The following is a 21,703-nucleotide window of genomic DNA, read 5'->3' on the forward strand; positions in this document are numbered from 1 at the left end:
GGGTGCGCTTTTTAGGAGACGCTCCCCTCCCCCTTACCAACCCCCACCCCTGTAAAACCTTAGAAGTGGCAAAATTTAGAAAAACTGCGTTTTTCTAAATTTTGCTGGTTTTATTTTACTGAACGCCTAACGGCGTTGCTAGATTACCACGCGAGCAAAGCTCGCTCGCAATAACAATGGCAAGCAAAATTTCGAATTCAAAATCTCAGGCGCAGTGTTTAAAACCCCAAAAAGGCTAAATTTGACCCTAATTTGCCCATTTTTCGCGTTCGCCACTCTCGTCGATTTCGTTGCCGATTTTTTCATAAAGCGCGTAGTAATACTCCACAAACTCCCTACACACCGCGTCTTTTGGCAGATACACGCCGCTAGTATTTTCGACAAATCCGTCCAAAAAGTCGTAAGCATCGAGCTTTTTGTAATAAGTGCTCGCTAAAATTTCGTAATTTTTCAGGCAAATTTCCTTAAATCTCTCATACCCCGCCTCGCTGAAATCGACCGCGAGCTTCGCGCTGTCAAATTTCAGCACGCCAGCGCGGAATAGTAGCGTCAGATGAATTAGCCCCTCGCAATAATACGGCCTCACATCATTTACCCTTTGCCACGCGATGAGCCCCACGCTGCGGCGGATTAGCTCGTCAAGGACCGGCAGGCGCATTTCTGATTTTTCGTTGAAAAAGAAGTTGATTAATCCGCCTGTGGTGGCCTTGTATTCTTCGACGAGCTTGAAAGCGCCTGATTTATTCATCAGCGACTCCGTGTCCTCGTCGATGAAAAATATATGACCAAACTCGTGGCCGATTGTGGAGATTTCATAAACCATACGCCAAATTTCAGGCTGTTTGAATAAAATTTCACGCCCAAAATTTAGATAATCCAAATCGAAAATTTGCGATGAAATTTTCATAAAAGGCTTAGCTTTGGCGCTTTCATAGACAAAATTTACAAATGCGAAAATTTTCTTTCCGCAGTTTGTGCTGACGAATTCGTCATTTGGCACGACCTGCGCCGAAAATAGCCCGTTTAAATCTGCGCCGTAATAAATCATCGGCGTGGAGATATAAAGCTGGGTTTTATCAATATTTGAAAGCACGAGTGAGCGCATTACAGGGCTATTTGCGCCGATTTGTTTGTAAATTTTATCAAAACTAGCACTTATTTCGGCCTTAAATTTATCCGCGTCAAACCTAGTTGGCTGAGATAGTCTGATGTCCCATTCTAGCGCGACTGCGTGTGTGTAGTTATCCTCGTAGTATTCAAGCGGGTGACCGATTTGTATCGGGGATTTGGTCTCCATCCACGCCATTTCAGCGTCCCGCCACGCGCCGATTACAAAGACATTGTTGCGCTCGGCAAAGGCTGTGCGAAGCTTGGCTAGGTAGTAGATATATGCCCGCTCCTCGGCGTTGCTAGCTAGATCTTCGAGTTCTAAAATCGCTTTATTAAATGTGCCGATTAGCTCCTTGCTATCCTCTTCAAACGCCACGGCATAGGGTGCCATGACAAATTTGCCCTCGCTATCTTGGATAATCGCGCCATAGCAACGATCGCAAATTTCATCGTGTGGCGTGCGCTGTAAAAGCTCGTTTTCAAAAAGATACTCTTTGGCGTCCGCGATACTGGCGAAATTCATCTCTAAGCGTTTGTTATTTGTGTCGATAATGAGTTTTTGCCAGCTTTTTTGCATTTGATTGATTACAAGCCCGATTTTATGCACGCTTTTGATAAGTTCTAAATAAAATGGGTTTAAAATTTTTTCCTCTTCGATTTTTGCGATAAGCGCGGCGTGCATGTCAGAGTGTATTTGCCTGACATAATCATACATTTTTTCGCGTAGCAAGCTTTGTTTGTTTGCGTCATAGCCTAGCTTGCGAAATTCTTGCATCATCGCTTCTTCTTTTAAATCCACAATGCGCCTTAAAATCGCGATTTTCGCGCTTTGCGTGTCGCTAAATTCGCAAATTTGCAGACCTTGTTTTATGATTTCGTTATCTGAGTTTGCATAAAGTGCGTTTAAATTTGCCTTCGTTTCGCTCACCAATTCATTTAATCGATCGAAATTATTCATATTTTTCCCTTTAAAATTTTGGCTAATTTTAGCAAAATTTTTTTTAAGAGAGTTTTAGTAACTTTTTATTTAATCTGGCTTTGCTACAATGCCAAGCCTAAATTTACAAATAAGGAGAAAATATGGAACACATGGGCGAAGCAGTTATAAAAATCATCGCTATGCCAACAGACACTAACCCAGCCGGAAATATCTTTGGCGGGTGGATTTTATCGCAGATTGATTTGGCCGGAACGGTCGCAGCAAGGGAGTTCGCGCCTGAGCGAGTGGTCACGATATCGATGAAAGAGGTGATTTTCAAACAGCCTGTTTTCGTGGGAGATTTAGTCACTTGCCACGCAACCGTGACCAAAATCGGCAACACTTCGATTACGGTTTTGGTAAATGTCACAGCCGAGAGGTATTGCAAAGAGTCGCGCTCTCGCATTTGCCAGCATGTAACAAGCGCAGAAGTAACCTATGTAGCCGTCGATAGCGAGGGCAACAAACTCGTAATCGATCCAGAGCTAAAAAAATTAAAGGGATTTTAGGCTAAATTTGGCAAATTTTAAAATTTGCCAAATTTTTATTTTGTGTGTTTTTTAAACTCTTCGAAAAATTCAGATTCTAGCTCAGCATTGCTTTTTACAATCATACCAGAGCCATGTATTACATTTGGCATACAAGCGGTGCAAATATGCACGGTTTCGCCGTTTTTGTGGGCTTTGATGAATACAGCGTTTTCGTCATCGCTACTTTTGAGTGAGCAGATATTGCAGATATAGACATTGCCAGTTTTCATGAGAAATCCTTTGAAATAAACTAAACCGCTATTTTATACAAATTCGGCATAAATTTCATTGATTTGCATTAATTTTTTTAAATTTTAGTTGCGATAAAAATATTATATGCGATAAGTATATGATAAAAAACAGCTGGAAAAACAGACCCACAAGCGGAATCAAACACGCTAAATAAAACAAAAACACGCTAAGCATAAATTTATACCCACCGCCCTTTTTATAGCATTTCTCAAAGCTTTTTTTATCTAGTGTATTTGAAGCGACATCGATTAAAATGAGTTTATAATAAATATAAAAAAATGGTATATTTATCACAAAAAGATTTATTAAGGGAACTGCTAAAAGTAGCAAGCAAAGCAGTAAAATTCCAATAAATTTTAAAATTTCAATCGCCATTAGGGTTAGCACTCGCCCCAAATTTGGCTCATCGGCGCGCTCTAAATGATAGTGTCTTAAATTTATCTCTTTTGTGACAATCGGCGTGAGAAATCCAGCGATAAAAAGCGCGCAAAACACGCTTAGCATAAGCACCAAAAATGTCCCAAAGGTATAAAAAATCACGCCGATTATCCATTTTGTGGCGCCAAACGCTAAAAGTTTTGCAATCAGCGGAAATCTCGCCTCGTCCAAAAAGCTAAAATCACCGCTTTTTGCCCCCTCTTCGAGCAGAGCAAAAATCTCGCTTCCGCCAAAATACATAAAATACCCAAGCGCCAAAAGTGCGCAAAAAAACGGCAAAAGCGAAAGGGTGATGAATTTTTTTGTAAAAAAATCTTTGATTGAAAGGCGAAAAATTTTACCCATTAAATTTCTTTAAATTTCGCTGTTTTTATAGGCTTTTTCTAAATTTGCGTAAATTTCGCCCACTTCCAAAACGCCACTATTTAAAATTTCTACCAAAACGACATTATCCTCTTTGCCGTTCCAAATTTTGCGGTAGCTGCCCTCTTTGTAGCCGTTGTCTTGGCGGAATTTATTTAGCACATTTTTGCCGATATATTTGGCGAAAAGCACCTCCAAATTTACCCCGCACTTGATCGCCACTCTGAAATAATCCTGCAAAAGCGAACCCACGCTAAAATTAAATCCACTCGTCTCATGAATCAAAAGCTCGATATCATTTACGATTTCATAAATCGAGTAATCCTCGATATTCGCGCGGTGCGCGCTAAATTCTCTAAACGCGCTTACGCTGATTACTTCGCTAGCAATCTCATCAATGCTTTTTAAATTTTTGTTTTGTTCCAAAACATAGCTCATCACAAAGTGCCAAATATCCACGATTTCAATGACGATATTATCTATATCAGGGGCTGCGGCGATGTTTTTCCAGTGTTTCCATGCAAAGCTGTCGATCAGCTCAGCGCACTCCATATAAATGCAACGCTTCCAGTTGATTAATTTGCCGTTTTTGGTGTATCCGTCCTCCCAGCCCACGCCGTTAGTTTCGTCGTTTAGGCGTTGTTGCATTAAAAACATCTCTTTTATTTTTTTATAATTTTCCATAACTTCTCCTAAATTTAGCGCGAAATTATAGCGCATAAAAGAAAATGTAGGTATAATTACCCAAATTTTTGAAATTTTAAATTTTACAGGGGGATTTATGGATAAATTTGACCTATTTTTAAGCAAAATGAAGCTTATGTCAATCGCCGTGCTAGTCGAAAATCTGCCGTATTGCTCAAACGCATTTTACGCTTACGATAAAGATAACAAAACCTTGATTTTCTCAGGGCATGAAGATTCTACGCATATCAAGGCACTTTTTACCAATCGTTTCGTCTCTGGCACGATTGCTTTGGATACCAAAATCATTTCTAGGATTAAAGGAATTCAGTTTAAGGGTAAAATTCGTAGCGCAGATGAAAACGAAGCTAAAATTTACTTCAAAAGATTTGCCGTTGCCAAGGCGATGAACCCTGAGCTTTTTGCCATTAGGCTTGATTGGATGAAGCTAACCGATAATGTCGTAACCTTCGGTAAAAAGCGCGTTTGGGAGCGCAAAAAAGAGGAGTAAATTTTACTCCTTTTACTTAAATTCAGTTGAATTTGTATCCGTAAAATTCTATTTTTATTTTAATTACTTACAACAAATTAAGCAACTTTTAGCTAGAATTCTCAGGTTTTACACAATCCCGAACAGTAAGGAGAAAATATGGGAAAAGTTATGAAAACTATGGACGGAAACGAAGCCGCGGCTTATGTTTCTTACGCTTTTACCGAGGTTGCAGGAATTTACCCTATCACACCTAGCTCACCAATGGCTGATTATACAGATATGTGGGCTGCAAAAGGCATGAAAAACCTTTTTGGTATGCCAGTTAAAGTCGTAGAAATGCAAAGCGAGGCAGGTGCCGCTGGAACAGTGCATGGCTCACTACAAGCTGGTGCGCTTACTACAACTTACACAGCTTCACAAGGCTTACTACTTAAAATTCCAAATATGTATAAAATCGCTGGTCAAATGCTACCAGGCGTTATCCATGTAGCAGCCAGAGCCCTTGCAGCGCAAGCTCTTTCTATCTTTGGTGATCACCAAGATGTCTATGCATGTCGCCAAACAGGCTTTGCTATGCTAGCAAGCGACAGCGTGCAAGAAGTAATGGATCTAGGCGGTATCGCTCACCTAGCAGCGATTAAAGGTCGCGTTCCTTTCCTACACTTCTTCGACGGCTTCCGCACAAGCCACGAAATTCAAAAAGTCGAGGTTATGGATTACGCTGAATTTGACAAATTGCTCGATTATGACGCAGTTAAGGCTTTCCGTGATAATGCACTAAACCCAGAGCACCCAAAAACTCGCGGAACAGCTCAAAACGATGACATTTACTTCCAAACAAGAGAGCTAACAAACAAATTCTACGACGCTTTGCCAGATATCGTAGCTGATTATATGGAAAAAATTTCAAAAATCACAGGCAGAGAGTATAAACCTTTCACTTACTATGGCGCAAAAGACGCTACAAGCGTTGTAGTCGCAATGGGTTCAGTTAATCAAACTCTTGAAGAGGTAGTTGATTATCTAAATTCAAAAGGCGAAAAAGTTGGCGTTATCAAAGTTCATCTTTACAGACCATTTAGCGTAAAACACCTATTTGCTGTCCTACCAGAATCAGTAGAGAGAATTTGTGTTTTAGATAGAACAAAAGAGCCAGGAAGTATCGGCGAGCCACTATACCTAGATATCAAATCAGCATTTTATGGCAAAGAAAAAGCTCCACTAATCATCGGCGGACGCTATGGCCTAAGCTCAAAAGATGTCGATCCAGCTCAAATGATCGCTGTATTTGACAACCTAAAATCAGACCAACCAAAAAATGGCTTCACTGTGGGTATCGAAGACGATGTCACCTTCCTATCACTAAAAGTCGGCGAGAAAATTTCTCTTGGCGAAGCAGATGAGATCGAGTGTCTTTTCTACGGACTTGGCGCAGACGGCACAGTCGGTGCGAACAAAAACTCAATCAAAATTATCGGCGATCACACTGATTTTTATGCACAAGCTTATTTTGCTTATGACAGCAAAAAATCAGGCGGTTATACAAGAAGCCATTTAAGATTTAGCAAAAAACCAATTCGCTCAACTTACCTAGTTTCAAATCCAAATTTTGTAGCCTGTTCAGTAGCAGCGTATCTTGAAATTTACGATGTAATCGACGGTATTAAAAACGGCGGAACTTTCCTTTTAAATTCAATCTGGGACGCAGAGGAAACTATCAAAAAAATACCAAACAAAGTAAAAAGAATCCTAGCGCAAAAAAATGTTAAATTCTACATTTTAAACGCTACTAAACTAGCCCACGAAATCGGACTAGGCAACCGCACAAATACCATTATGCAATCAGCATTTTTCAAACTAGCAAAAATTATTCCGTTTGAAGAAGCTCAAAAATATATGAAGGAATTTGCATACAAATCATACGCTAAAAAAGGCGACGCAATCGTGCAAATGAACTACGATGCGATTGATAAGGGCGCTGACGGCTTAGTCCAAGTCCCAGTCGATCCTGCATGGGCAAATTTGAAAGACGAAGTAAAATCTGATAGCGTAGGATACAAAGGCACAGAATTCGTCGAAAAAATCGTAAAACCTGTAAATGCGGCGCGCGGTAATGATTTGCCAGTATCAGCATTTATCGGACACGAAGACGGCTCATTTGAAGCAGGCACTACAAAATACGAAAAACGCGGTGTAGGCGTGCTTGTGCCAAAATGGATCGAGGCAAATTGTATCCAATGTAACCAATGCGCGTTTGTTTGCCCACACGCTGTAATCAGACCGTTCTTGCTAGATGAAAACGATGTAGCAAACGCTCCACAATACACAAAAGAGCACCTACTTGACGCAAAAGGTAAAGATTTTGCAGGTATGAAATATAAAATTCAAGTAAGCCCGCTAGATTGCACCGGTTGTGCGCTTTGTGCTGAAAACTGCCCAAGCAAAGAGAAATCTTTGGTTATGGTTCCGCTTGGCGAAGAAATGGATAAAGGCGAGCAAACAAGCGCTGATTATTTATTTGAAAATGTTCGCTACAAAGATGATTTGGCACCGAAAAACAATGTCAAAAATGTCGGCTTTGCTAGACCATATTTCGAATTCCACGGCGCATGCCCAGGTTGCGGCGAGACCCCATATATCACACTTATCACAAGATTATTTGGCGATCACATGATTGTAGCAAATGCGACAGGATGTAGCTCGATTTATGGCGGTTCTGCTCCTTCGACTCCATACCGCAAAGACGCAAACGGACGCGGTGTCGCATGGGCAAACTCACTATTCGAGGACAACGCAGAATTCGGCCTTGGTATGAAGGTAGCAACAGAGACAATTCGCCATAAAATCGAAGATGTTATGCTAAATACAATGGAAGAAGCTCCAAACGCGCTAAAAGCTCTATATAATGACTGGATCGAAAATCGCAACGACACTGTAAAATCTCGCGAAGTTGCAGACAAACTAATCCCAATCTTAGAGCAAAACAAAGGCGTTAAGGGCGTTAGCGAAATTTTAGAGAGAAAATCTTACCTAAGCAAAAAATCACAATGGATTATCGGTGGCGACGGCTGGGGTTATGATATCGGATACGGCGGACTTGATCATGTTTTAGCTAGTGGCGAAAATGTAAATGTTTTGGTTCTAAACACTGAGGTTTATTCAAACACAGGTGGCCAAAGCTCAAAAGCTAGCCGCCGCGGTTCTATCGCTCAATTCACAGCTGGCGGAAAACCAGTTCAAAAGAAAGATTTGGGACAAATCGCTATGACTTACGGAAATATTTTCGTAGCTCAAATCAACTCAAACGCTAGCCAAGCTGCTACAATAAAAGCGATTTTGGAAGCAGAGGCTTATGATGGCCCATCACTCATCATCTGCTACTGCCCTTGTATCGCTCATGGTATCAAAGGCGGTTTAAACCACTCTGGCGCACAAGCTGAGCTTGCGACAAAATGCGGTTACTGGCCAACTTATACCTTCGATCCACGCTTAGCAGACGCTGGTCAAAACCCACTAAAAATCAGCTCAAAAGAGCCTGATTGGGATCTATACGAGAGCTTTTTGATGAACGAAGTTCGCTACAACGCTCTAAGGAAAAACAACCCAGAGCACGCTGACGAGCTTTATGCTAAAAACAAACAAGACTCTCAAAAACGATACAGACAGCTAAAACGCTTAGCAAATTCTGATTATTCAGACGAGATTTAATCTCGCAGGTTGCGGTAAATTTACCGCAACCTTTTTTCTTTATTCTTTCGAAATTCCCTAAATTTAGCCTTTTTAAATTTATAAAATTCTGAGATTTTTATATTCATTATCAGAAAGTTTTAAATTTTTTATGTTATAATAACCAATATCAAAACAAAAGGGGATAAAATGAGTGTTTTAGTAATAGGCGCGGATGAAATCACTCCGATAAAGGCTGTTTTGCACAATCTTGGCGCGACGCATATCGAGCATTGGGACGCACGCAACGAAAACCGCGTCAATCGCAAACCAATCCCACAAAACACCGACTGCGTGGTAATGCTAACTAGCTTTTTAAACCACAACACGATGAAAAAAATCAAAAGCGAAGTCAAAAAGCGCAATATCCCGCTTGTGTGCGCAAAACGAAGCGTGAGCTGTGTATTTTGCGAGTATTGCAAGATTTTCGGGCTAAAAAACAGCTTTTGTTGCGACAAAGACAAAAACGATTAATCTAAAATTTCGCCCAAATTTCTCGCTGAAATTTTGGGTGAAATTTAGCTTTTTACAAATTCCCAAATTTAGCCCTTTTAAAATTTGCTAAATTTAACCAAACCGCGATTTCATCGCACTTTATATGAAATCCAAATTTCACATTTTTGCATGATTTGTATGCGAATTAATCATCAAATTTAAGTATAAATTCATAGCAAAATTAGTAATATAGACCCTCGAAATTTAGCTTATAAAGGATTTTAAATGATAGGCATTATCTACGGTAGCTCGATGGGAAACACAGAAGCAGCCGCAAAACTCATAAGCGAAAATTTAGGCATTGTAAATGAAATCAAAAATGTAGCAGATATCACGCCAGCGGACCTCGCAAACTACACCGCGCTCATCGTAGGAAGCTCTACTTGGAACGATGGCGAACTCCAAGACGATTGGGCGAGCTTTGATTTTGATTCGCTCGCGATTAATATAGCTGGCAAAACGGTAGCGATTTTTGGCATGGGCGATAGTTCGAGCTATTCTGGCGCATACTGCAACGCAATGGCGGAATTGTATGCCAGATTTAAAACCGCCGGCGCAAAAATCATAGGCGCGGTGCCGACCGAGGGTTATGAATTTAGCGCAAGCAAAGCCATAAAAGACGGCAAATTCGTAGGCCTTGCCCTCGATAACGACAACCAAAGCGCCCTAACAGAAGGTCGCATAAAAGCTTGGTTGGCCCAAATCACCCAAGAGCTTCAATAATTTTAAGACACCTTAGGGTGTATTTTTGATTTTCAAATTTTAATTTTTAAAGCTTTCAAATTATCAAATTTGGCTAAATTTAGCCTTTTTTCGCTAATAAAAATATACACGAAAGTATCAGCACAAATCCTACGAAATCCAAAAACACAAATTTTGTCCCTAGCCAAAAATGCGCAAACACAGCTGCGCTAACTGGCTCAATCGCGGCGATTAGGCTTGCTTTTGGCGCGCCGATTAATTTCACCCCAACCATATAAAAGCTAAATGCCAAAACCGTGCCGAAAAACACCACGCCCAAAAACGCCAAAACACCGCTTAAATCGCTAACGCCAGCTAAATTCCACACGCCCAAAATCCCGTCTAAAACCACTCCGCCAAGCACCATGCCCCAGCCTAAATTTAGCACGACGGGGTATTTTTGGTTTAGTTTTTTGGGCGCGAGATTATACACGCAAACGCAAGCCGCGCTAAGCAGACAAAAAATAAGCGCTTTTTGGCTGATTACAAGCGAGCCCAAATCACCGTGTGTGGCTAAAATCACAACGCCTAAAATCGCCAAAATCAGCGAAATAAACTCATTGATTTTAGGTAGTCGCGCCTCTGTGATACACACAATCGCCAAAATCATCGCGGGCGCGGTGTATTGGATCACAGTGGCAACAGCGGCGTTTGAAAGCTCGATAGAATAAAAGTAAAAATATTGCGTCAGCATTAAGCCCAAAATCGAAAAAGCCAAAAATTGCGCCCTCAAATTCGCGTCCAAAATCGGCGCAAAAACTCGCCTATCTCGCAACGAAAAAGCGCAATAAATCACCAAAACTCCCCCAGCGCAAAAAAGTCGATACGGAACAAGCCAATTTGCGCTCACGCCCTTTATTTCGAAGAGATACTGACCGCAAACCCCGCTAAATCCCCACAAAACCCCACCAAGAAAGGTTATGAAAATGCCAAAAATTTGACTATTTGCCTTCATTTCGTCTTAGCATTTCATCATAAATTTCATCAATCGAATTAAAGCTTTTGCCTAAAAATTTGGTGCAAGCGTTTATTGTTTTTTTGCCAAATTTGCCGTCTATTGCGACATTGTAGCCGTTTTGGCGCAGGGTTTGTTGTATGAATATGACCTTTTGCTCGTAGCTTGGCGAAATTTCGCTGTTTTTGGCAGGCAAAATTTCATTAGTGCAGTTTAGAGTTTTAAATTTCTCGCAAATTTCATAATCTTTTATAAATTTTTCACTGATTTCAATCTGCTCTAAAACAAAATTTTCTACCCTATTTTCAAGGCGCAAAGCGGGATTTTGCGACGCAAAATAGCCATAAATTCCACCCACAATCCAAGCGAAAACTCCGCAAATCACCATTTTTTTAAACGGATCTTTATTTCGCATTTTTTGGCGGTATTCTTTTGGGATTTTGCGCCTTTTAAGTAGCGTAGAAAGCGAGCTTAGCATGTAAAAAACTAGCCCTAAAACAAGGCTTAACACAAACACTCCAAACGCGCTTTGAAAAATTGCGCTAAATGGGGCGCGCGAAAATGAGCTTTCTAAATTTAGCTCCGTTAAAATCAGTGCAAAAATCGCAAAAATCGCCCCTCCAAGCCCCCAGATTAGCCCAGAATACACAGGCGAAATCCTATCTAGCACCCCCTTCATCATCGCACTTAGCCTAAGCGCGCTCTCATCGCTGATATAATCATCGCAACTTTGCCTTACCGCATAGCCTAACTCTTCGTTTTTATCGCGCCTAATAGAGGCGATTAGCTTCATTGATTTATCCAAAACGCTCTGGGAGGCGTATTTGTTAAAAAACGAATAAGCCTCTCTTTTGGTTATCTTGCCGTCAAGTCCGATTTTTTCTAAACACTCGATTTCATCGGCAAATAAATCATCGAAAAATTTCGATTTGATAAAGGCATAAGGCGGATTTGCAAACCCCACGCCAAGATATGTTTTGTCTAGAATTTGATATTGCAGTTCGCTAAAATGGCTATTTCCCTCATAAACGCAAAGCTCGATATCGCTAGAATAATTATTAAATTCGACCAATTCAAAAGGAATTTTCTCGCTTAAAAGCTCCATACCAGCACTTTGGGCAAATTCGTCAAATTCGTTAGCATATTTTTTGGACGAAGTTTTTAAATTTGCGCTTGATTTTGCCATTATGCTTACGGTTCTAACATCTGTGAAAATCCCGTATCCACTGCATTTTTGGCAGGTTACCTCCCCACTACCTCTACACGAATTACACCTAAGGCTTCCTGAGCCATAGCACGAGCCACAGGTCTGCAAACCGCTTCCGCCACACGAGTAGCAGGTCGCATAATAGCTTTGCGAGACATACTCGCCGTTTTGATACACCTGCCTATATGAAAGCACGCTTCCAGTGCCACCGCAAGCAAAGCAGTTGCTTCTGCCACTTCCGCCACAAGATGAGCAGCCCACATTTCCGCGCCCGCCGCAGTTATTACAGCGAACTAAACCGCGCCCGCAACAACTACCGCAATAATACGAAAACGAAAATTTCTCATAATCGCCTAAATTTTTTGTAGAACCTGAGAGTTTAATCGCTTCGTTTGCTTTGGTGGCTTTTAAATTTTCCACAAAATCTTGGCGACTTTGTTCGTCGTTTTGGGCTAAATCCAAAAGACTTTGTGTGTATTCCTCAAAATCGATTTTGTTATCGCCAAAGTGTATATCAACGCTCGCGTCGCCTTTTAGGGTTTGGGTGGCGTATGAGCCGTAAAACTGCCAATAAACGAAAATTTTGGTATTAAATGGGAAAATTTGGCTTGAAATTTTTTTAACATCGTTTTTGCTAACTTGATTGCCATTAGCTAAATTTTGAATTTGGAGTAGGAGATTGTCCCCTAGCCCCAATTCATCGTCATTTTCAGACGAAATTCTATCTTGCATTTAGATACTCTTGCAAGCTTTTCACTTCCAGCGCGCTTCCGTCTTGCACAGCGCAAACCGACATCGTAGCAGCAAGGGCTGATTTGATATTTGTAAAATACGGCAACTTAAATCTCACCACAGCTTGGCGAATTTTAAATGTATCTGACGAGCTTGATTTGGTGTCGCTGGTGTTGATGACAAGGGCGATTTCGCCATTTTTTAGCTTATCTTCGATATTTGGGCGACCTTCTGAAATTTTATAGACGAACTCGCACTCCAAACCTGCCTCTTTTAGCGCCTTGCAAGTCCCGCCAGTGGCAATCAGACTAAATCCAGTCTCAACCAAAGTCTTAGCTAGGCTTACCCCTTTTTCTTTGTCGCGATCAGTCAGGCTCATAAACACAGCGCCCTTGCTTGGCAAGACATTGCTGGCTGAAATTTGGCTTTTGGCAAAGCTTTTTGCGAAATTTTCGCTAATTCCCATAACCTCGCCCGTGCTTTTCATCTCTGGTCCTAGCGCGATATCGCAGCCTGGGAGTTTATTAAACGGAAATACGCTTTCTTTGACACATACTCTGCCACTCACGCGTGGTTTTAAAATGCCCTTTTCCTCGCATAAAACGCCAAATTTATCGTAAAATTTAAGCGCCTCGCGCAAATTTCCTTGCCACATTACGCGAGTGGCGACCTTTGCCATTGAAATTCCAGTTGCCTTGCTCACAAACGGCACGGTTCTACTAGCTCTCGGATTGACCTCGATCATATAAAGCTCGTCCTCAAAAATCGCAAACTGAATATTCATAAGCCCCACGACGCCCAAATTTAGTGCGATTTGTTTTGTGGTTTCGTTGATTTTATCAATCATCTCATCGCTTAGGCTCATTGGAGGCAGTATGCTTGCACTGTCTCCTGAGTGGATTCCAGCCTCTTCGATATGCTCCATTATAGCGCCGATATAGACATCTTTGCCATCACTTATAGCATCGACATCAAGCTCAGTTGCATCAAGCAAAAATTTATCTAATAATACCGGTGAGTGGTAGCTCACGCTCACGGCCTCGCTCATATACTCTTTTAGCTCATCGACATTATGCACTCTTCTCATAGCCCGTCCGCCAAGCACATAACTAGGGCGCACAAGGACCGGATAGCCGATGATTGCGGCTTTTTCGATTGCTTCGGCTTCGCTTATGGCCGTGTCGTTTTTAGGCTGTTTTACGCCGATTTTAGTAATAAATTCGCTAAATTTCTTGCGGTCTTCTGCGATATCAATCGTGCGCGCACTCGTGCCGATAATCTTGGCTCCAATTGCGTTTAGGCGTTTGGCAAATTTAAGCGGAGTTTGTCCGCCAAAATGCACGATTACGCCCTCTGGCTTTTCTGTCTCGATTACGGTGCGAACATGCTCGAAATCAATCGGCTCGAAATACAAAATATCGCTCGTATCGTAGTCGGTCGAAACCGTTTCTGGGTTGCAGTTATACATAATGCTCTTTATGCCAAGATCCCTTAGCGCATAACTTGCATGCACACAACAATAATCAAACTCTATGCCTTGACCTATGCGGTTTGGGCCACCGCCGATGATTAGGACTTTTTTAGCATTTTGCGGCGTTCTAGTTGGCAGGTTTGGCGTGATATTTGTGCTAGAATACAAATACGGCGTGAGAGCCTTAAATTCGCCTGCGCAGGTATCGACTTCGTTATACTCTAAATTTATGCCGTGTTTTGCGCGCGCAAAGAAAATATCATTTTGCGTAAGGCCTAGATTATCGACTTTGTTGATCAAATGCGCAATCATTTTGTCCGAAAAGCCCATGGTTTTGGCTTTGCGAAGCAAATTTGGAGCATTTAGGATATCCATGTCGATTTTGGCTTCAAATTCGACAATTTCGTGAATTTCGCGCAAAAACCACGGATCGATTTTGCTAAATTCAAAGACCTCATCTACGCTAAATCCCTCACGGTAAGCTTGCGCGACATATAAAATTCTATCCTGTCCTGCGTTTCTAAGCCCAAAAATCAAATCATCTTTGCTTAAATTTAACTCGATAAAGCCATAGTAGCTTTTCTCCATTGAGCAAAGCGCCTTTTGGATACTCTCTTTAAATGTGCGCCCAATCGCCATTACTTCGCCGATACTCTTCATCGCAGTGCCAAGGTGTGGGTTCGCGCCCGGGAATTTCTCAAAGGCAAAGCGAGGGATTTTTGTAACGATATAATCAATCACAGGCTCGAAACTCGCAGGCGTGCCAGTAATATCGTTTTTGATCTCATCTAGGCTAAATCCCACAGCTAGCATGGTAGCGACTTTGGCTATCGGGTAGCCTGTGGCCTTGCTAGCTAGGGCTGAGCTACGGCTGACGCGCGGATTCATTTCGATTACTATCATGCGACCTGTGCGCGGATTTATGGCAAATTGCACATTACTTCCGCCCGTATCGACGCCAATCTCACGCAAAATCGCAAAACTCGCATCACGCATGCGCTGATATTCTTTATCTGTGAGCGTCAAAGCCGGTGCAATCGTAATGCTATCGCCCGTATGCACGCCCATAGGATCAAGGTTTTCGATAGAGCAGACGATAATGCAGTTATCTTTATTGTCCCTGATAACCTCCATTTCATACTCTTTCCAGCCAAGCAAACTCTCTTCAATCAAAATTTCATGGATTGGGCTGATATCAATGCCGTTTTGTGCGATTTCTTTAAATTCGTCGATATTATACGCTACACCTGAACCAGCCCCGCCTAGTGTATAACTAGCGCGGATAATGAGCGGAAAGCCGATTTCTTCGGCTGCACGGAGAGCTTCTTCCATAGTGTAGGCGTATTTTGACTTTGGCAAGTCCATGCCGATTTTAATCATTGCTTCTTTAAAAGCCACGCGGTCTTCGCCCTTTTTAATCGCTTCTGGTTTAGCACCTAGAAATTTCACATCGCCTAGCTCGCCACTTTCATAGACTTCCATTGCGACATTTAGCGCAACCTGACCGCCCATAGTAGGCAGTATCGCATCGACGCCCTCTTTTTTGATAATTCGCAAAATGCTCTCTTTTGTGATTGGCTCGACATAGGTCGCATCTGCAAAATCAGGGTCTGTCATAATCGTAGCTGGGTTTGAATTTATCAAAACTACGCGATAGCCCAAATTTTTCAAAGTTTTAGCAGCTTGTGTGCCACTATAATCAAATTCACACGCTTGACCGATGACGATAGGACCGCTTCCGATGAGCAATATCGTCTTTACATCTTCTCTTTTTGGCATTATCTTTCCTTTGTAACGACATACAAAAACGTTGGCATATTTGGATTTGCGTATGGCTCTATGACAGCGCTTTTGTATAATTTACCACTCTGAACTGATTTGACCCGCCCCACAGGCACGCCCTCGAAAAATATCTCGTCCTTTCCGCTCGTATAAACCTCATCGCCGACTTTTGGGTCTAGCCATTGTGGGATAAATTTCACCACCAAAGCATTTCCCTCGCCGTTTGCAACGCCTGGAATTTGGCTCTCGCCGATTGAGACAGAAAAATTGCTTTTTTCATCTTTTTGAAGTATGGCTAGGGGTTTGTTGTCGCGATTTACGACGATTCCTGCGGTTTTGCCCTCGCTAATGAGACCATAGACTTTATCTGGATTGAAATTTTTAAAATTTATCCAAAATTTATTGTAATCATTTAAGCTAGCGTAACTTAGCGTCCTAACAAGCTCGACGCGCGGTTCGTAAGCGGAGCTGTTTTTATCAAGCAAAATTTTATTTAACTCCCCCGCAAAGGTGCCAAGAAGCATGGCGGATTTTTTCAGTTCCTCATTTTCGGCGCGCAGGGCTTCGATAGTGTTTGCTTGATCGATATGTTTTGAAATTTTGTTTTTTATAAAGCTCGTAATATCTTTGTAAGTATCAATAGCTCCTCCGCTAAGACCGATAAATTTACCATGAATTTGCGATCCAAAAATAAGCGAAGTAGCCACCAATACCACAGCGATGAGTAGAAACTTTACATTAGTCATTTGCTGCTTGTTTTAGCGATTTGATCTCTTCTAGGGCCTTGCCAGTGCCGTTTGCGACGCAAAGAAGCGGTTCATCTGCTACGAATACAGGCAGTTTCACAGCCTCGCTTAGATATTTATCTAGCCCTCTAATTAGCGCGCCTCCGCCAGTTAAAACCACGCCGTTTTCTACGATATCGGCTGCGACTTCTGGCTGGATACTTTCAAGCACAAATTTTAGCGCGTCAGCGATTTCGCGGATTGAGTCTTTTATCGCTTCTCTGACATCTTCGCTAGTTAAATCAACCGAGCTTAAAAGCCCGCTGATTTGGTCCTTGCCTTTGACCGTGTAGGTTAGATCTTTTGGTTGTTGGATTGCGGTGCCGATTTTGATTTTGATCTCTTCTGCTGCACGCTCTGAGATAAGAAGGCTATATTTTTCTTTGACATAATTTACAATGCTAGCGTCGATTTTATCGCCTGCTACGCGCACTGATTTTGCATTTATAATGCCCCCTAACGAAATCACACCAATCTCTGTCGTGCCACCACCGATATCTACGACTAGCGAGCCTTTCGCCTCGGCTACTGGAAGCCCTGCACCAATCGCTGCTGCCATTGGTTCTTCGATTAGATAAACCTCGCGCGCCCCTGCTATCATCGCGCTTTCTCTCACGGCCTTGCGCTCGACTTGCGTTAGACCATAAGGCACAGAGATGATAATCCTAGGACTTACGAAAAAGCGTCTTTTGTGCGTTTTTTCGATGAAATATCTAATCATCTTTTCAGTCATATCAAAGTCTGCGATAACGCCGTCTTTCATCGGGCGCACAGCCTCGATATCGCCCGGTGTGCGACCTAGCATCTCTTTGGCTTCTGCGCCCACAGCTATGATTTTTTGTTTGCCATAGCGTTCGTTTTGCACAGCCACGACGCTTGGTTCGTTTATGATTATACCTTTATCTTTTAGCAAAACTAGCGTGTTTGCCGTGCCAAGATCAATCCCCATATCACTAGAAAATAAGCCTAATAAAGAATCAAGTAACATTTATTCCCCTATGCAGTTAAATTTTGTTTTACTAATATCGGCTTTGCGCCCTCACTGACTACCTCTTTTGAGATAATCACATCATATCCACTAAGCTCTGGTAGGTCAAACATTATATCAATCATAATCTCTTCAATAATCGATCTAAGTCCCCTAGCACCAGTTTTGCGCTTGATAGCAAGTTTTGCTACCTCGCTTAGAGCTTCATCGTCAAATTTCAAATTTGCCCCGTCGATTGCGAAAAGTTTTTGGTATTGTTTTAAAATCGCATTTTTTGGCTCGGTTAAAATTCTAACCATTGCCGCCTCGTCGATTTCGTTTAAACTCGCCATGACATGAAGTCTGCCGATAAGCTCAGGGATTAGCCCATAATGCACCAAATCATCGGCCTCTACCATGCCAAGCAAATTTTGGTTTTCTTTTTTGCTTCGTTTTTCTTGCCCAAAACCAAGCACATTTTTGCCGATTCTGCGTCCGATAATCTCGTTTATACCGTCAAACGCGCCACCGCAAACGAATAAAATATTTGTCGTATCAATCTGAATAAAGTCCTGGTTAGGGTGTTTTCTGCCACCTTTTGGCGGGATATTTACCACGCTTCCTTCGATGATTTTCAAAAGCGCTTGTTGCACGCCCTCGCCACTGACATCACGCGTAATCGAGCGATTTTCGCTCATTCTAGCGATTTTATCGATCTCATCGACAAATACAATGCCTCTTTGAGCCCTCTCGACATCGCCACCGGCTGCTTGAAGCAGGCGAGTTAGGATATTTTCGACATCTTCGCCCACATATCCAGCCTCTGTTAGGCTTGTGGCGTCGCTGATTGCAATAGGCACATCTAAAAACCTAGCCAAAGTCTGCGCCATAAGCGTTTTGCCACTTCCTGTGGGGCCGATTAGCAAAATATTTGATTTTGAAATTTCAGTATCGTCGCCCTCTATCTCATCTTTGCGAAAAATTCGTTTGTAGTGGTTATAAACACCCACGCTAAAAATCTTTTTCGCCCTTTCTTGGCCGATTACATATCTGTCCAAAACCTCCATTAAAGCCTTTGGTTTAATCGCCTCGAAATCTATCTCACCTGCGATTCGTTCGCTCTTTTTCGCGACCTCCCCGCCATGAAGTGCTGCATAAGCCTGATCTATACAATAGCTACAAATCGAAGCCGTGCCACTATCGTTTGGGAAAATCGTAAGTCCGTCCTTTTCGCTCGAACCACAAAAACTACATTTATCTGACATTAATTTCTACCCTTATCTAGCGGAATTCCGCGTTTTGTGTTTAATATAAAATCGCACATTTTTTTCACATGCTCATTATCTGTTTCGTTTATCAAAATTTCGGCTTGTTCTTTTAATCCTACGCCTTGGTTAAACAAAAATTTATATGCTTTGTTGATGATTTCGACCGTATCTCTGTCAAATCTACGGCGAATTCCTGTTAAATTTAGCCCCCTGATATAGGCCCTATTTCCCTCCGCTAGACAAAACGGCACTATGTCTTGTCCAAGCGCGCTAGCCCCTGCTATCATGCAACTCTCGCCGATTTTGACGAATTGATGCACGGGGGTTAGACCACCGATTACTGCGTAATCGCCCATTTGCACATGCCCAGCCAAAGTGGCTGAATTTGCCAAAATAATATTATCGCCCAAAATACAATCATGCGCCACATGGCAATACGCCATCATAAAGATATTATCGCCAATGCGCGTAAATCCGTCTCCCTTGTGCGAACCAGAGCTAATGGTGCAAAATTCGTGGATTGTGGCGTTTTTGCCGATTATAAGGCCTGTTTTTTCGCCTACTTCGAAGCTGATATCTTGCGGGATATCGCCCACAATCGCATAAGAGAAAATTTTAGAATTTTCGCCGATTGTAGTATCGCCGATGATGCGCGCACCCTGCTTTATAAGTGTGCCAGAGCCGATTTTGGCCTGAGCGCTTACAAACGCATAAGGCTCGATTATGACATCATCGCCCAAAACTGCGCCATCTTCTACGATAGCGGTGTGATGAATTTTGCTCATTTTATTTATCCATTACCATTGCTTGAAGTTCTGCCTCGGCTGCCAAAACATCGCCTCCTGCGTCATCTTTGATATACGCTTCGCCCTTTAACTGCCAAATTCTGCCTCTGTGTTTAATCGCCTCTAAGCGGTATTCTAAGCGGTCTCCTGGGCGCACTGGTTTGCGAAATTTTGCCTTGTCGATACTCATAAAATACACAACCTTATCACTTAAATCCGTGCCCTCAGCTTCCATTGCTTTAAACGCCAAAATTCCCCCAGCTTGGGCAAGTCCCTCGATAATCATCACACCAGGATAAATCGGGTGACCAGGAAAATGTCCTTGGAAAATTTGCTCGCCATAGGTGATGTTTTTGTAAGCGATTATCGTTTTTCCCATATCCATATCGGTAACTTTGTCGATCAAAAGCAACGGGTAGCGGTGCGGAAGTATGTTTAAGATTTCGGTTATGTCGATCATTTCGTATCCTTGATAAAAATTCTTGCCATTTTACCCTAACTTTACTAAAATTTCCCTAACATCTAAAAATATCCGAGATAGCGCATAAATCTCCACTTTGGCTGGGTAAATTTCATCTGCGACGATGATTGGCGAAAGCGAACGCGCACCACAAATTTTCGCGCGAATTTGCTCTTGTTTTTTCAGACTTGGCGGATTTTTTAAAATTTCGGCTGTGTTTTTGAAATCTGTTTTTAAAATTTCGTTGAAAAATTTAAGGCTTAAAATTTTAATCTCACCCTTGTCGCAGTAAAATTTCTCGCAACTCTCATTTATGCTAAATTTGACAAATTCACGCCTAAAATGGGAGTTATGCAAGATAAACGAAGGCCTTATCTGCCCAGAGAATTTCACCCACGCCCTAAGCAAGCGGTAGTTTAAAAACTCATCTCTGATAATCTCAAATTTCACGCCCTCGCGCCTAAATTTCGCTACTTTTTTATAAATTTTAAACTTTTCCTCTATCGAAGCAGGCAAAATTTCCCCGCCAACTGGCGACATAAGCTCGTAAATTTCGCCCTCTCCACGCTGTGCGCATAACGCAAACATGCAGCCACAGTAGTTTTGGTGATAGAGCCTATCTTTTTTGGCTAGGGCAAACTGCTCGTTCGTGCCGCCGTTTTTGCGAAAATCAGGCGCGATAAACTCCAAATTTTGCTCTTTGCAGATTTTTTCTAGCGAACGGGCGAGCTGGGCGTGCGATTTTTTGGGGCTCATTAAAAGCGTCGTGGTGATTTTTTGCTCGCCAATACTGCGCGCGAAGCAGGCGGTGTTTTGCATACGAAAATCGAAGCAAAACTCACAACGCCTGCCCTTTTCTGGCTCGTTTTCAAGGCCTTTTGCCCCACTAAGCCACGCCTCATAATCATATTCCCCAGCGTAAAATTTGATCCCTAGCCCCTCGCACACGCTCTTTGCGTCCTCCAACCTCAGCAAATACTCGCTGTAAGGGTGTATGTTTGGGTCGTAAAAATACCCCACTAATGGCTCATCGCACTCGCGCGCTAACCTACGCAAAAAATAATCACAATCCACCGCACAACAGATATGAACTAACAAAAAATCTCCTTTTAAATTTCGCAAAAATACTAGCCTTAAATTCTGGCTCGCAGATTGCTTTGAATTTGCTATGCGAATTCTCGCAATAACAGATTATATAAAATTTGCTCACCATTGTCATTGCAAGGAGCTGTTTTGACAGCGACGAAGCAATCTACGACTTTAAAATTCCATGCGCTAAATTTGCTGTCATTGCGAGCTTTCGCAGAAAGCGAAGCAATCCAGAGAAATTTAAATTCAAAATTCAACCCAAATTTTGCATTGAACGATTTTTTAAATTTACCTGCGCCGTGAAATTCCTTGTAAGGGGGAGGGCGCGCTTTTTAGGAGACGCTACCCTCCCCCTTACCAACCCCCACCCCTGTAAAACCTTAGAAGTGGC

18 protein-coding genes are annotated in these 21,703 nt (G+C 42.2%); 5 read left to right on the forward strand and 13 right to left on the reverse strand.

Annotated features, from left to right (window positions below):
- Positions 1 to 247: 247 nt before the first annotated feature.
- Entirely contained in the window at positions 248 to 2,068 is a 1,821-nt protein-coding gene (ciaB, locus tag OFN73_RS06845) for an invasion protein CiaB (protein WP_270862797.1), read from the reverse strand.
- A gap of 122 nt (positions 2,069 to 2,190) precedes the next feature.
- On the opposite strand from ciaB, the gene OFN73_RS06850 reads away from it, so the two are divergent.
- Positions 2,191 to 2,598, forward strand: coding sequence for an acyl-CoA thioesterase (locus OFN73_RS06850; RefSeq protein ID WP_270862798.1), 408 nt, complete (start codon positions 2,191 to 2,193; stop codon positions 2,596 to 2,598).
- A gap of 35 nt (positions 2,599 to 2,633) precedes the next feature.
- On the opposite strand, the gene OFN73_RS06855 is transcribed toward OFN73_RS06850, so the two are convergent.
- The 3 genes from OFN73_RS06855 to dut are packed head-to-tail and all read right to left on the reverse strand — an operon-like array spanning position 2,634 to position 4,356.
- A complete protein-coding gene (locus tag OFN73_RS06855) occupies positions 2,634 to 2,849 on the reverse strand; it encodes a hypothetical protein (RefSeq protein WP_270862799.1) in 216 nt (71 codons plus the stop codon).
- 55 nt (positions 2,850 to 2,904) lie between these two features.
- The gene (locus OFN73_RS06860; protein WP_270862800.1) at positions 2,905 to 3,654 is read right to left on the reverse strand and encodes an EI24 domain-containing protein; all 750 of its coding nucleotides are present in this window, start codon (positions 3,652 to 3,654) and stop codon (positions 2,905 to 2,907) included.
- Positions 3,655 to 3,663: 9 nt separating this feature from the next.
- A complete protein-coding gene (gene dut / locus OFN73_RS06865; RefSeq protein WP_270859920.1) occupies positions 3,664 to 4,356 on the reverse strand; it encodes a dUTPase in 693 nt (230 codons plus the stop codon).
- A gap of 97 nt (positions 4,357 to 4,453) precedes the next feature.
- Here dut and OFN73_RS06870 point away from each other — a divergent pair, with 97 nt between their 5' ends.
- The 4 genes from OFN73_RS06870 to OFN73_RS06885 all read left to right on the forward strand — a co-directional run bounded on the left by OFN73_RS06870 (position 4,454) and on the right by OFN73_RS06885 (position 9,793).
- Entirely contained in the window at positions 4,454 to 4,867 is a 414-nt protein-coding gene (locus OFN73_RS06870) for a hypothetical protein (RefSeq protein ID WP_270862801.1), read from the forward strand.
- 138 nt (positions 4,868 to 5,005) lie between these two features.
- The gene (gene nifJ, locus OFN73_RS06875; protein ID WP_270862802.1) at positions 5,006 to 8,557 is read left to right on the forward strand and encodes a pyruvate:ferredoxin (flavodoxin) oxidoreductase; all 3,552 of its coding nucleotides are present in this window, start codon (positions 5,006 to 5,008) and stop codon (positions 8,555 to 8,557) included.
- 168 nt (positions 8,558 to 8,725) lie between these two features.
- The gene (locus tag OFN73_RS06880) at positions 8,726 to 9,049 is read left to right on the forward strand and encodes a DUF2325 domain-containing protein (protein WP_270859923.1); all 324 of its coding nucleotides are present in this window, start codon (positions 8,726 to 8,728) and stop codon (positions 9,047 to 9,049) included.
- A gap of 246 nt (positions 9,050 to 9,295) precedes the next feature.
- On the forward strand, positions 9,296 to 9,793 hold the full coding sequence (locus OFN73_RS06885; RefSeq protein WP_270862803.1) for a flavodoxin: 498 nt from the start codon (positions 9,296 to 9,298) through the stop codon (positions 9,791 to 9,793).
- Between the two features lie 79 nt (positions 9,794 to 9,872).
- Here the strand turns inward: OFN73_RS06885 and OFN73_RS06890 are convergent, their stop codons facing one another.
- The 9 genes from OFN73_RS06890 to OFN73_RS06930 are packed head-to-tail and all read right to left on the reverse strand — an operon-like array spanning position 9,873 to position 21,321.
- A complete protein-coding gene (locus tag OFN73_RS06890) occupies positions 9,873 to 10,766 on the reverse strand; it encodes a DMT family transporter (protein WP_270862804.1) in 894 nt (297 codons plus the stop codon).
- Complete coding sequence (locus OFN73_RS06895; protein WP_270862805.1) at positions 10,753 to 12,705, reverse strand: hypothetical protein; 1,953 nt, start codon at positions 12,703 to 12,705, stop codon at positions 10,753 to 10,755. The genes OFN73_RS06890 and OFN73_RS06895 overlap by 14 nt, the downstream gene beginning before the upstream one ends.
- Complete coding sequence (carB, locus tag OFN73_RS06900; RefSeq protein ID WP_270862806.1) at positions 12,695 to 15,955, reverse strand: carbamoyl-phosphate synthase large subunit; 3,261 nt, start codon at positions 15,953 to 15,955, stop codon at positions 12,695 to 12,697. The genes OFN73_RS06895 and carB overlap by 11 nt, the downstream gene beginning before the upstream one ends.
- Positions 15,955 to 16,704: a rod shape-determining protein MreC gene (gene mreC, locus OFN73_RS06905; protein ID WP_270859932.1), complete on the reverse strand. Its 750-nt coding sequence runs from the start codon at positions 16,702 to 16,704 to the stop codon at positions 15,955 to 15,957. Before mreC ends, carB begins: the two co-directional genes overlap by 1 nt.
- Positions 16,697 to 17,731: a rod shape-determining protein gene (locus OFN73_RS06910; RefSeq protein ID WP_270862807.1), complete on the reverse strand. Its 1,035-nt coding sequence runs from the start codon at positions 17,729 to 17,731 to the stop codon at positions 16,697 to 16,699. The genes mreC and OFN73_RS06910 overlap by 8 nt, the downstream gene beginning before the upstream one ends.
- 8 nt (positions 17,732 to 17,739) lie before the next feature.
- Positions 17,740 to 18,975 (reverse strand): ATP-dependent Clp protease ATP-binding subunit ClpX, encoded by a 1,236-nt coding sequence (gene clpX / locus OFN73_RS06915; RefSeq protein ID WP_270862808.1) that lies wholly within the window; start codon positions 18,973 to 18,975, stop codon positions 17,740 to 17,742.
- A complete protein-coding gene (lpxA, locus tag OFN73_RS06920) occupies positions 18,975 to 19,763 on the reverse strand; it encodes an acyl-ACP--UDP-N-acetylglucosamine O-acyltransferase (RefSeq protein WP_270862809.1) in 789 nt (262 codons plus the stop codon). The genes clpX and lpxA overlap by 1 nt, the downstream gene beginning before the upstream one ends.
- A gap of 1 nt (position 19,764) precedes the next feature.
- Positions 19,765 to 20,223 (reverse strand): 3-hydroxyacyl-ACP dehydratase FabZ, encoded by a 459-nt coding sequence (gene fabZ / locus OFN73_RS06925; protein WP_270862810.1) that lies wholly within the window; start codon positions 20,221 to 20,223, stop codon positions 19,765 to 19,767.
- A gap of 30 nt (positions 20,224 to 20,253) precedes the next feature.
- Positions 20,254 to 21,321 carry an epoxyqueuosine reductase QueH gene (locus OFN73_RS06930; protein ID WP_270862811.1) on the reverse strand — a complete coding sequence of 356 codons (1,068 nt, stop codon included), beginning with the start codon at positions 21,319 to 21,321 and terminating at the stop codon, positions 20,254 to 20,256.
- Positions 21,322 to 21,703 lie beyond the last annotated feature (382 nt).

Source organism: Campylobacter sp. JMF_14 EL1 (assembly GCF_027737585.1).
GTDB lineage: Bacteria > Campylobacterota > Campylobacteria > Campylobacterales > Campylobacteraceae > Campylobacter_B.